This window comes from Flavihumibacter sp. ZG627 (assembly GCF_000814325.1).
Lineage (GTDB): Bacteria > Bacteroidota > Bacteroidia > Chitinophagales > Chitinophagaceae > Flavihumibacter.
Map to the genome: position 1 here is coordinate 1 of NZ_JPHF01000017.1, position 12231 is coordinate 12231.

15 protein-coding genes are annotated in these 12231 nt (G+C 41.6%); 12 read left to right on the forward strand and 3 right to left on the reverse strand.

What is annotated here, in order from left to right; all coding sequences use genetic code 11:
* Positions 1–128: 128 nt before the first annotated feature.
* Together HY58_RS18135 and HY58_RS18145 are read right to left on the reverse strand one after the other, a co-directional pair.
* Positions 129–899, reverse strand: a complete 771-nt coding sequence (locus HY58_RS18135; RefSeq protein WP_052324284.1) for a family 16 glycoside hydrolase — start codon at positions 897–899, stop codon at positions 129–131.
* A 1013-nt stretch (positions 900–1912) separates the two neighbouring features.
* On the reverse strand, positions 1913–2836 hold the full coding sequence (locus HY58_RS18145; RefSeq protein WP_172644685.1) for a helix-turn-helix domain-containing protein: 924 nt from the start codon (positions 2834–2836) through the stop codon (positions 1913–1915).
* A gap of 183 nt (positions 2837–3019) precedes the next feature.
* Here HY58_RS18145 and HY58_RS18150 point away from each other — a divergent pair, with 183 nt between their 5' ends.
* From HY58_RS18150 to HY58_RS18200, 12 genes are all read left to right on the forward strand, one after another.
* Entirely contained in the window at positions 3020–3226 is a 207-nt protein-coding gene (locus HY58_RS18150; protein ID WP_039135512.1) for a 4-oxalocrotonate tautomerase family protein, read from the forward strand.
* A 15-nt stretch (positions 3227–3241) separates the two neighbouring features.
* Positions 3242–3988 carry an SDR family NAD(P)-dependent oxidoreductase gene (locus tag HY58_RS18155; protein ID WP_039135514.1) on the forward strand — a complete coding sequence of 249 codons (747 nt, stop codon included), beginning with the start codon at positions 3242–3244 and terminating at the stop codon, positions 3986–3988.
* A gap of 32 nt (positions 3989–4020) precedes the next feature.
* The gene (locus tag HY58_RS18160; RefSeq protein WP_082022220.1) at positions 4021–4785 is read left to right on the forward strand and encodes a type 1 glutamine amidotransferase domain-containing protein; all 765 of its coding nucleotides are present in this window, start codon (positions 4021–4023) and stop codon (positions 4783–4785) included.
* A gap of 11 nt (positions 4786–4796) precedes the next feature.
* Positions 4797–5174, forward strand: a complete 378-nt coding sequence (locus HY58_RS18165) for a nuclear transport factor 2 family protein (protein ID WP_039135515.1) — start codon at positions 4797–4799, stop codon at positions 5172–5174.
* 23 nt (positions 5175–5197) lie between these two features.
* Positions 5198–6259, forward strand: a complete 1062-nt coding sequence (locus tag HY58_RS18170) for a nitronate monooxygenase family protein (RefSeq protein ID WP_039135516.1) — start codon at positions 5198–5200, stop codon at positions 6257–6259.
* Between the two features lie 11 nt (positions 6260–6270).
* The gene (locus HY58_RS18175; RefSeq protein WP_039135517.1) at positions 6271–6744 is read left to right on the forward strand and encodes a hypothetical protein; all 474 of its coding nucleotides are present in this window, start codon (positions 6271–6273) and stop codon (positions 6742–6744) included.
* A 7-nt stretch (positions 6745–6751) separates the two neighbouring features.
* Positions 6752–7369, forward strand: coding sequence for an FMN-binding negative transcriptional regulator (locus HY58_RS18180; RefSeq protein WP_039135518.1), 618 nt, complete (start codon positions 6752–6754; stop codon positions 7367–7369).
* 39 nt (positions 7370–7408) lie between these two features.
* Positions 7409–8827 carry a pyridoxal-dependent decarboxylase gene (locus tag HY58_RS18185; protein WP_039135519.1) on the forward strand — a complete coding sequence of 473 codons (1419 nt, stop codon included), beginning with the start codon at positions 7409–7411 and terminating at the stop codon, positions 8825–8827.
* 107 nt (positions 8828–8934) lie between these two features.
* Positions 8935–9507: a dihydrofolate reductase family protein gene (locus HY58_RS18190; protein WP_039135520.1), complete on the forward strand. Its 573-nt coding sequence runs from the start codon at positions 8935–8937 to the stop codon at positions 9505–9507.
* A gap of 406 nt (positions 9508–9913) precedes the next feature.
* Positions 9914–11425 (forward strand): cryptochrome/photolyase family protein, encoded by a 1512-nt coding sequence (locus tag HY58_RS18195; protein WP_253271606.1) that lies wholly within the window; start codon positions 9914–9916, stop codon positions 11423–11425.
* Complete coding sequence (locus HY58_RS20055) at positions 11422–11580, forward strand: DUF2256 domain-containing protein (protein ID WP_072037651.1); 159 nt, start codon at positions 11422–11424, stop codon at positions 11578–11580. The genes HY58_RS18195 and HY58_RS20055 overlap by 4 nt, the downstream gene beginning before the upstream one ends.
* Positions 11558–11863 (forward strand): TIGR03643 family protein, encoded by a 306-nt coding sequence (locus HY58_RS18200; protein ID WP_039135522.1) that lies wholly within the window; start codon positions 11558–11560, stop codon positions 11861–11863. Before HY58_RS20055 ends, HY58_RS18200 begins: the two co-directional genes overlap by 23 nt.
* 29 nt (positions 11864–11892) lie before the next feature.
* Here the strand turns inward: HY58_RS18200 and HY58_RS19655 are convergent.
* A partial coding sequence (locus tag HY58_RS19655) for a VOC family protein (protein WP_039135524.1) occupies positions 11893–12231 on the reverse strand: 339 nt, incomplete at its 5' end.

The following is a 12231-nucleotide window of genomic DNA, read 5'->3' on the forward strand; positions in this document are numbered from 1 at the left end:
CACAGTTTATTTTACACTCCCATTTCCTGGGCTTATTATGTGCAAATGACATCTCCATTTTACGTCCAGCCAATTTCTTTTCTGTCAGAATTTCCAGTCTTGGGTTCCATTATTATTGCAGGTCGATGTTAAATGTCGGTCACTTTCTCGCCGGTTTTCGTTTTTTGTTTCAATGCTTTCTTTGTTACTTTCAAATCTTTGAAATACCCAATCGTACCAATATCCACATACAGTCCGATCCCGCCTTTTTTATTCTTGCCGAGCATTTTGTCAACAATGAAAGTAGAATATTTCATATCATTTATAAACATTTCGGCCGTTTCTCCGTTCACTTCGATCCGCATGGTGATCCACTCATTTAATGCAACAGGGGCGGAGCCTTCATATTTGAATGGGGCGATCTTTCGCAATGTGTCAAATTTATAATGTGGATACGATATGTATTGAACTGCATGATTCCTGTATTGCTGGTTATTGATCCTGCCAACTTTTGGTCTTACATAAATGCTCTCAAAAGCCGAATCGTCTGCTGTCACCCTAAAGAATAGTCCAATAAATCCTGCTATTCCTGCATAGGGCGCCGGATTTTGAAGCTGGCTATACATTTTCACTTCTATGGTTCCATTTTCAAAATCGTCCAGGCCGGCAAGCCTGGCATAGTGTGGCTCGTCAACTGTCGCCTCAATATTAGTGCTGTCAAAAGGGATAGCAGTGAGATCCCGTTCTATTTTTAGAACATCCTTACCCTGGAATTTGATTATTTCTCCTGTAACATTATGCAGCTCGAAAGTTTGTTTACCCAGCTTTAATTGTTGTCTGTTCACTGTGCTTTGGGCCGCTGCGCCAAATGAGATCCCCAAAACGAAACAAAGCGGTGCAATCAGGAATTTGGTATTCATTATTTTAGGTTTTAATAATTTATACCGCAAAGATGCGCTGGCAGACAGGCTCCCTCCAATGAACTGTATTAAGAAAAACTATTGATCTAGGTTAAGGTTTTTGCGTTTTATTATGCTTCAATGTTAATTCTTTACAATTCGAAAATAGTTGCTAGTGGGAGAGGTTTTTCGGGTGCGTGGTAATTTTACAAATCGAAAGTAGATGTAGGAGGGATGTTCTTTTTCGAGTTCTGGATTTATTTACAATTCGAAAGTAGGTGTAGGAGGGATGTTGATATTCAGCGGCGGTAGTTACTTTCGATTTGTAAGATTTCAATGCACTGTATTATTGGTACCAGTTGTTACTGTACTTTCAATTTGTAAGAAATCAATGTACTCTGTTATATGAACCAATTGTCCCCGTACTTTCGATTTGTAAATTTTTAGCAAGATGAGGATGAAAAAGCTTTTCCAAGGAGCCCGACTTATAACCAGGGAGCGCTCTAAAGATCATTTTCCCCCGTTCAGTGGCACCACCCTTATTTTTACCCTCCCCCAAAATACCTCCCGCGCCAGTTTTAATACCTCCTGCGCCATAAATCATACCACCCGCGAATTTCATTTGGAATTCCTACTGCAACTTGCTATTCTTGTTACTGTCTCACCGATAATATTTATTCCAAAATTCCTGGCTATGGTAAAGTAATGTTTGGATGACGGGGAGCCTACAAAGGCTAATTTTCGCAAAAACCTGTGAGACTGCCGAGAGAGTGCCGAGAGAGTGCCTAGATGGTTCTTAAAAACCCTATAAAAACCCTATAAAAACCCTATAAAAACCCTCCTAAAACACTATGGAAACCCCTGCCGCAGTACGGGAATAGTCCTGTAAACTGTCACGAATTGCACCCGCAGTATGGCACGAATGACCTGTTTTGGCGCACTCGCCGGCCTCTTTTGCAGAGTTCCACGCGGTCAACTGTCACGAATGACCAATTCCCCAACAGTAATGGATAGCAAATGGGAACTAAAAAAAATTACATCGCCACCGTTTTAGCCGGTAAATTGTTCAAATTGGAGAAGAAAGTTTGCTTGTACTCCTGGGGCGATACTCCAGTTTGCTTTTTAAAAAACCTGGTGAAATAAGCAGGATCATCAAAGCCAAGTCCATACCCGATTTCCTTTATAGTTTTTGTATTGTAGTATAGCTCCCTTTTCGCCTCAAGCATGATCCTGTCTGTAATAATATCCCCGGCAGTCTTACCAGTATACTTTTTCGACAGTGAATTCAGCGTTCTTGATTGCGTCAGTAGCTTTTTTGCATAAGCCTGCACACTATGCTCGCTCCTGAAGTTTTTTTCTACCTCAACTTTGTATTTCTGAAACAGGGAAAAATTCACATCAATTTCCGCCGCCTCCCTTGTTATATTTATTTTCTTCAGCCGGCTTATATGTGTGAGTAGTATTTTGAGATAAGCCAGCATTATTTTCTCTTTGTCGTCCTCTTCCGTGTTGAACTCAGCCTCCATTTTTTTAAGCACATCTTCCAGTACCGTATGAATCGATGCATTCAATTTTATCAGCGGCTCCGATTGTATATTGTCAAACAACCCCGTCTTAATTAAATACTCATCCAGGTCACGGTTGTCAGAGAACAATGAAGCGGTGAATTTTATGATATGCCCTTCGCCTTTTTCAACCGGATGGATCTGGTGTAACTGCCCGGGCGACAACATAAATAGTACAGAACCTGCGTAAGGATAACTAACGGTATCGATCACATGATTACCACTTCCGCTTTTGAGCCAAAGGATCTCATAGTATTGTTGCCTATGCCCCTCCTGGAACTCTGCAGCTACACATGCTTTCTCAGAAAATGCCCCCACTTTAATACTGCTGATATTTTTATCAGCACAATTATCGCCTATAGCAAAAACCGGGGCTTCTGTTTTCCTTTTCATGTCGCCTGAGAATTTCTTATTAAGTAAAGATAACTGATCATAAAATATTCCGGCTTGCACAAAATGCCTTTTCACTTGCACAATTAAGCTGTTCATTTCAAAAGTGCAAGTCTTCTGCTCGTTTGTCTATTTCCTCGCCATCACCACCACCGCAATTTTGCTGAGTAAGTAAATCAATTAACCATGCCTTTCGTAAAGATTAGCGTAACCCGCGATGGCGTTACAAAAGAACAAAAGCAACAACTTATAAAAGGAGTGACACAACTTTTAAAGGATGTGCTCAATAAGGATTTCCATCTCACCCATGTTGTCATAAATGAAGTGGATACTGATAACTGGGGAATGGCAGGGGAGCAGGTCACAGAAATTCTTCTTTCAAAAATGAAATGAGTTAAAAATTAAACAATGAGTAAAAAAACAGTAATCGTTACCGGTGCCTCTACCGGCATCGGAAAAGCCATCAGCCAGCATTTTGTTGACAGGGGCTGGAATGTTGTAATGAATTCCAAAACAAAAGAAAACCTTGATAATGCTTATAAGGAATTGGGATCTCCCGCAAATGTTAAACTGGTTGTGGGTGATGTTAGTAAAAAATCCGTTGGCGAAGAAATGGTAGCAACTGCCCTTAAGTATTTCGGAGCTGTTGATGTTCTCATTAATAACGCCGGGCAGTTTTCACCAAAGGGTTTTCTAGACGTTGATGAGGATGACCTCAACAAATACTTTGACGTTAACCTGAAGGGAACTTTCTTCACTACCCAGGCGGCCATTAAAGAGATGCTGAACGCCGGCGGTGGCTCGGTTCTAAATATCGGGACAGTCCTGGTGAATCATGCAATCGGCGGGTTTCCGGCTACTGCACCGGTTGTAAGTAAAGGCGCTATCCATGCACTTACCGTTCAATTAGCGGCTGAGTTTGGCAAGCAAAACATCCGCGTGAATACAATAGCTCCAGGAATTATCCGAAGTCCCTTGCAAGGGAAAATTGGTGTGGATGATTCTGATAGTCTGGCCGCCCTTCACCTGCTTAACAGAATTGGCGAACCGGAAGATATTGCAGAAGTTATTTACGCTGTAGTGAACAGCAATTTCATTTCCGGTGAAATCATCAATGTTGATGGAGGCCATGTAGCTGGTCATCACCTTAGTTAAATTAATCTTCAACAAACAATAAAATCAAACAAATGAAAAATACATTAATACTCGCACTCACAATAGCACTCAGCCTGTTTAGTATTGCAGCAAAAGCACAGGTTACCAAGAAAGAAAAGATCCTATTTGTATTAACATCCCATGATAAACTGGGTAATACCGGGAAACCTACCGGCTTTTGGATCGAAGAGTTTGCAACGCCTTACTATTATTTTACTGACAAAGGTTATGAAGTAGTTGTAGCAACGCCAAACGGCGGACAGGCACCTATTGACCCTAAGAGTAATGAGCCCTCTTTCCAAACGGAAGCCACTAAGCGCTATTTTAAAGATGCTCCAACGCAGAAGGTTCTGGCATCAACACAAAAGCTTTCTGCTGTAAAACACAATGACTTTGCAGCGGTTTTTTATCCGGGGGGACATGGTCCGATGTGGGACCTCGCCACAGACAAAAATTCCATCCACCTTATCCAGCAATTTTATGCCAGCAAGAAACCAGTAGCCTTTGTTTGTCATGGTCCGGCCGCATTGGTTAACGTAAAGGATAATTCCGGAAATTATCTGGTAAATGGTAAGAAGATCACCAGCTTTTGCAATACAGAAGAAGATGCCGTGCAACTTACTAAGATTGTACCCTTCCCCCTGGAAAGTAAATTGAAAGAAAGAGGTGCTGTATATGTGAAAGGGTCCGACTGGAGTTCGTTTGCTGTAGAAGATGGCAACTTAATTACCGGTCAGAATCCGCAATCATCAGAACTGGTGGCAGAAAAGCTTTTGGGACAGATTAAAAAAAACTAAACAGGGAACTTATGTTTGAACAGGATATAAGCGCAATACAGGCTGTCATTACTAATTATTTTGATGGAATATTTTATGGTGATGTAAAAAAACTGGAAACTGCATTTCACCCTCAATGCCTCTTGTTTGGCGATATTAACGGACAGCCATATTTTAAAAACCTGCAGGATTACCTGCTGGGTGTAAGCAACCGGAAAAGTCCAAATGACCTTGGTGAAGAATTCGGTATGAAGATCCTGGGTGTTGAAGTATTGAACGAGATCGCCAGTGTTAAGCTTCATGTTCCGATGCTGGGGTACAATTATTACGATTACATTTCTATGAGCAGGATTGATGGGAACTGGGTTATTGTAAATAAAATGTTCACGAATGTGGACACAGGAAAGTAGCCCTCTAAGCTAAATCTATGTATATGTTTCAAAAGAACATTGTATCGGACCTTTTAAAGATCCAATATCCTGTATTGCAGGGACCGTTTGGCGGAGGCTTGTCTTCCGCCGAACTGGTTGCTGCCGTATCTAATGCGGGTGGCCTTGGTGGTTATGGTGCCTATCAACTTAAGCCGGATGAAATTGTTTCAGTTGTGCGCCACATAAAGGAACTAACAATCAGGCCCTTCAATATTAATTTATGGGTGAATGATACCGATGATAAAGCTGGTAATCTTTCTGACGCTGAATACAATACGATTGCTGATCTATTCAGGCCTTATTTTGATGAACTGCATATTCCGCTTCCAGATAAACCAGGAAATGTTAATAGCAAATTTGAAGAGCAGGTTGAGGCATTACTTCGTTTAAGGCCTGCAATATTCAGTTTTGTATTTGGTATTCCTTCACGAGAAATATTGGATGAATGCCGAAAACAGGGTATAACAACCATTGGTGCCGCAACTACACTCGATGAAGGCCTTGCGCTGGAAGAAGCAAATGTTGATCTGGTTATTGCCTCAGGATTTGAAGCCGGAGGCCACCGTCCCGGTTTTCTCCATCCTGCGGAAGATTCATTACACGGTACCTTCTCCCTGGTTCGACAATTATCAGAAAAGATCCGGAAACCGATAATTGCTGCAGGCGGTATTGTTGATGCCAAAGGAGTTAAGGCAGCACTGGAGTTAGGAGCATCAGGGGTGCAGGTTGGGACGGCTTTTCTAGCCTGTGAAGAATCAGGCGCATCCAAAGAGTATAGAGATGTTCTTTTCTCAGAAAGGGCAAACTACACTTCGCTTACAAAGGTATTTACCAGCAGGCTGGCAAGAGGAATCAGCGGAAGCATTGCCGCCGAACTGGGTAACAGGTTTGAGGTACTTCCCTTTCCATTACAAACAACTTTCATGGCACCGTTACGAAAAGCGGCAGTGGAACAGGGGAAGTATTCATTGCTAACATACTGGGCGGGACAAAATGTATCGTTGATCAGACACCGCAATGCAAAAGCCCTGATGGCTGATTTATCAGCTGCTTTTGAAAATTAAGTTAAGTAACGATGAACAGGAAAACATTCCTTTATTATTTAAGTATATTGATCTTATCAATGATAAGTCCGGCTATATATGCCCAGGATAAATTTTCAAAGCATGAGCTTAGTATTAACCTGTTTAGGAATCCATCTATTGGTTTAGAGTACAGATACAGATCAATCTCAATGCATGGAGGGTATTATCTGACGAAATTTGAATCAGGTAAAACCTGGAAGTTCATTAAGACCGGAATCTCGTATTGGTTACTGCCTATTGGAAAGAAGAGCAATCCTTCCTCTTTTTATATGCAGTTAAGTTATCTGAGAGGACTAAATCGGGATTATAAAGGAATGAATGCATTTTCAGCCGATATTGGGTTCAGGGCCATGATATGGAAAGGTCTCCATGCAAGATTGGGTGTAATTTCGATTGTAGCAGATGGGAAACCAGTAAAAGTTAATCCAACCCCCTCAATTAACTATACATTCTTTTTTGATTAAATTCTTTATGTATATACCAAAACACTTTTCAGAAGAAGATCTATCGAAGATTCTAAGCTTTATGAAGGAGTTTAGTTTTGCAACGATCGTTTCCATGCAGGATAGTATTCCTGTTGCCACGCACCTGCCGTTTGTACTGGAGGAAAGAGAAGATAAAATTATTCTTGTTGCTCATTTTGCCCGGGCAAATGAGCAGTGGAAAGAGATAGACCAACAAACTGTTTTGGTAATATTCTCTGAGCCACATGCTTATATTTCGCCGGGCCATTATGAAACGGAATTGAATGTGCCAACCTGGAATTATGTTGCCGTTCATGCCTATGGTAAAGTTGAGATTATAGATGACAAGCAAAAGACTATTGAGGTGTTAGAGAAAACGATCCGCAATTATGAAGCAGGTTATGAGCAGCAATGGAGCCAGCTTCCCGAAAAATATAGGGATGGTATGCTTAAGGGGATTGTTGCTTTTGAGGTTACGGTTACAGATCTCCAGGCAAAGTATAAATTAAGTCAGAACAGGACTGAAAAAGAAAGAGCGGCAATTATGGAAACGCTAAAGAATAGCAAGAGTGCTGTTGAGTATAAAGTGGGTGAAATGATGGAGAATAGAAGAACCTTTCATTGATAAAGCCGTTTACTGATATAACCATATACTGATATAACCATGATCGATTTATTGAAGCATGATTCAGACAAACTTCCAGAAATATTTGAAGAGGTTGTTACGCAAAGCATCGGGTATTTGAATGATATTAATAAACGAAGCACTAATTCACAATATAATTCGGGCTCATTTTCAGCGCTCCCTGAAACAGGTTTAGGAACTCTTGAAACCATTCATCGCTTCAATCAAAAGTTTGAGCCGGGCATTATTGCTACATCCGGACCAAGGTATCTGGGTTTCGCTATTGGTGGCACTACTCCCGCTGCTATTGCTGGGGACTGGCTCACCGCTGTTTATGACCAGGTTCCCTTTGCCGCGCAGGATCATTCTGGTATAGCAGTTAAGATAGAGCTTGAAGCAATTGTTTTATTGAGAGATCTGTTGCGTTTGCCTGATACATTCCGGGGTGGATTTGTAAGTGGTGCAACGATGGCAAATTTCACTGGCCTGGCAACAGCAAGACAATGGTGGGGATTGCAGTATGGGAAGGATATTGCAAAAGATGGTATGGATGACAGTATAAAAATTCTGGCGGCTACAGCACATTCTTCGGTCGTAAAATGTTTGTCCATGCTGGGTATTGGCAGCAGGAATATACAAATGATTAAAACGGTTTCGGCAGATAGAGAGGCGGTTTGCATTAATGGCCTTATTGAGAAAATTGAACAGTTAAATGGTGAGCCATTCTTGCTGGTATCGAGTGCGGGAACGGTGAATACGGTTGATTTTGATGATTTGCATTCTGTTTCCGCGCTCAGGGAAAAATACAAATTCTGGTGGCATATTGATGCTGCTTTTGGAGCCTTTGCGGTTTGTTCGCCTGGCTATGCTCATTTGCTTGAGGGCTGGGAGAAGGCGGACAGTATTGCAGTGGATTGTCACAAGTGGTTGAATGTGCCTTATGAGAGTGCTGTTGCTTTTATACATCATTCACACCAGCAGTTGCAGGTTAATACCTTTCAAAATTCCAATGCGCCTTATTTGGGGGATCCGCTTGTGAATTTCAGCTACATGAATTTTTTACCGGAAAATTCAAGAAGGCTCAAGGCATTGCCAGCATGGTTTACGTTGATGGCTTATGGGAAAACTGGCTACCAGTCTATAGTTGAGAATTGCATTGAAAGGGCATTTCAATTGGGGGACTATATTACAACCAGTAAGCATTTTGAATTACTTGCTGAAATAAGGTTAAATACGGTCTGCTTTACACTGAAAGGATCGGCACCAGCTGAAAGGATTGATAATATACTTGCGAGCATTAACAGTAGTAATAAAGTGTTTATGACGCCAACTTTCTTTAACGGAAGAAAGGGGATCAGGGCTGCATTTGTGAACTGGCGCTCATCTTCTGAGGATGTTGAAATTATTATCAGCGTCCTGGAAGAAGTTGTTGCCAGCAAACACAGCATTCCGCTATAAAAGGATGGGGGGAAGCGCATCGTCGCAATCGTCATCATTTTTGTCTCATTTACCCCTCTTGTATAGAATATGCATTTTCGATCTTTGGCTAAATAAAAATTAAAAAGATGAGAAAATTGAAACTTCAAATGCAGCTTACTTTAGATGGTTTTTGTGCTGGTCCCAATGGTGAAATGGATTGGATGACATGGAATTGGGATCAACAACTTAAGGAGTATGTTTCCCGGCTCCATGAAAATGTGGACCATATTATACTTGGCAGGAAACTGGCTGAGGGATTTATCCCAACATGGAAATCGAGGCTTGAAGAGCCTGCTGGTGAAGAAACATCATTTATCAAGAAAATGAATGATACGCCGAAAACTGTTTTTACTAAAACGTTGGAAAAATCAATTTGGGAAAACACGGGCCTAGCCACCGGGGAATTGGCTGATGAGATCAGCAAAATGAAGAACAAGGATGGAGGGGATATAATTGTATATGGCGGGGCAGATTTTGTATCTGATCTTATTGTTGGCAATTTGATTGATGAGTATCAGTTTTTTGTAAATCCGGTAATCATAGGTAATGGGTTAGCCATTTTTAATAAAGTATCTGCATACCAGCACCTTACATTAATACAGGCAAAGGCATTTGAATGCGGTGTGAGCGTATTAAATTATAGTTCCAAAGTAAAATAAAAGTGGGGGAAAGGCGCTTGGGGTTTTTCGGATGCAGAATTGTTTTACAATCTGAAAGTAGGTGAAGCAGGGGTGTGATTTTTGGGGTGCAGGATTATCTTACAATCTGAAAGTAGGTGAAGGAGGGTTGTGATTTTGGGGGTACTGGATTTTTTTACAATCTGAAAGTAGGTGAAGTAGGGTTGTGATTTTGGGGGTGCAGGATAAATTTACAAATTGAAAGTAGGGGGGAAGGAGGATTTTGATTCGGCGTGTTCCACCATTGCAACAAGCGTGTTGTAGTTTCGATTTGTAAGAAAACAATACACATTGTTTTAGGTAGTAGTATTGGAACTACTTGCGATTTGTAAAAACCTAAAGCGTACTATTCGAAATTTTCCATTTTACCCAACCGAAAGTGCATCCCGTGGGTTATATCCAAATGCCAAAACCGGTTACGATCATTTTTCCACACCAGCTATTTCAAAACCATCCTGCCTTAGCCCCAGGCAGCACGGTTTACCTCGTTGAAGAATGGTTGTTTTTCAGGCAGTATACCTTCCACAAACAGAAACTGGTCTTGCACAGGGCCAGTATGAAGTTTTATGAAAGCTGGCTGCAGGAAAATGGTTTTACCGTCAATTATATTGAAACGACAGTTCCTGAAAATGATATCAGGCAATTAGTAAAAACCCTGGCTCAGCAACATGTAACCGATATCCATATTGCGGCAGTAGCCGATGACTGGCTGCATAAAAGAATCCGGGAGGCATGCACTAAGCATAAAATAAAATTGCAGATTTATGATAGTCCGGCATTTATAAATACCCCCCACGCAGTTGAAGATTATTTCAATAAGAAGAAGAAATATTTGCAAACAGATTTTTATACCTGGCAGCGGTCGCGGCGCAATATCTTATTGGACATAGATGGAAAACCTCTCGGCGGCAAATGGACCTATGACGCTGAAAACCGACTGAAATTTCCAAAGAAGGAAAGGGTCCCTGTCATACAACTGCCTGCAGAGAATAAGTTTGTATCTGAAGCCAGGCAATATGTAGAGCAGCATTTCCCTCACAATTATGGCGACAGCGCCAGTCCCTGCTTATTTGCAGTCACCTTTTCAGATGCAGAAAACTGGCTGGATGATTTTCTTACCAACCGCTTTGAGAAGTTTGGAATTTATGAAGACGCAATCGTCGCCAAAGAAGCTATCCTGCATCATTCTGTACTCACCCCAATGCTTAATACCGGTCTGCTGCAACCGCAACAGATTCTCGACAAAGCCCTGGCCGCTGGCAAAGAATTCAATATCCCCTTAAACTCCCTGGAAGGCTTTATCCGGCAGATCATGGGCTGGCGGGAGTTCATCCACATCGTGTATGCGCGGGAAGGTAGCCGGCAGCGCAGCACCAATTACTGGAAATTCAAGCGGAAGATCCCCCAATCTTTCTGGACGGGTACAACAGGTATTGATCCCATCGACATCACCATTAAAAAGGTGCTGCAAACCGGCTATTGTCACCATATAGAAAGACTCATGGTGCTGGGGAATTTCATGCTCCTGTGCGAATTTGATCCCGATGAAGTGTATCGCTGGTTTATGGAAATGTTTATTGATGCCTATGATTGGGTAATGGTGCCAAATGTTTATGGAATGAGCCAGTTTGCCGATGGTGGCCTGATGACCACCAAGCCCTATATAAGCGGAAGTAATTATTTAATGAAGATGAGCGATCATGCAAAAGGGGATTGGCAACCTGTATGGGATGGACTCTTCTGGCGCTTTATGCATGTACACCGGAATTTCTTTTTGTCAAATCCGCGCTTAGGCATGCTGGTGAACAGCTTTGATAAGATGCCTCCCGAAAAACAAAAGCTTCATTTAAACAATGCAGAAAACTATTTACAAAACCTCGATACCCAACCCGAACAATGAAAGCGGTAAAGAAAGAGAATCTTCCTTCTAAAATATGCCTGGCGTGTGAGCGGGCCTTTAGCTGGCGCAAGAAATGGACTAAGGTGTGGACGGATGTAAAATATTGTAGTGATAAATGCAGAAATAATAAAAATGCAAAAAGAAATAACTCCTGAAGTATCTGCCTCAATCTTAAATGTAAGAGACATTGATCGCATTATCGAAATGGCCTGGGAAGATCGTACACCCTTTGAAGCGATCGAGATGCAGTTTGGCCTGAAAGAGAAAGATGTGATCGCGCTTATGCGCCGGGAAATGAAATCAAGTAGTTTTCGCATGTGGCGGAAGCGAACCAATGGGAGAGGAACAAAGCATGCAGCATTGAGAGGAGAGGAGGTGAAGCGGTTTAAGTGTAAGCGGCAGCGGGTGATAACAGGGAATAGGATCAGTAAACGTTAAATAAGTATGCTGGATAAGAAAAAACCAGTTCAGACTATTGAAGCCTCGCAAGCTTCCAGAATGTTACCATCAGGATCATAAAAGAAAAAATATTTTACATAGTCATCCTGAATGATTTCTCCTGCTTCAATTCCTCTGTTTGCCAGCTCTTGCTTTAGTGCAGCTGCGTCAGTCGTTTTAAAGATAGGATAGCTAGCAGTGTCTATATTTACAGAAAAATTTTTATCAGTTTGCCAAAGCGTTAAACTAGTCGGGCATTTTGTATCTAAAACAACAAGTTTCATTGTGGCATCTTCAAATAACAAAGCCAGTCCCAATTTCCTTGTGTACCATTCTTTAGATGTCACAAAAAGTGCTGGCAGCAACTC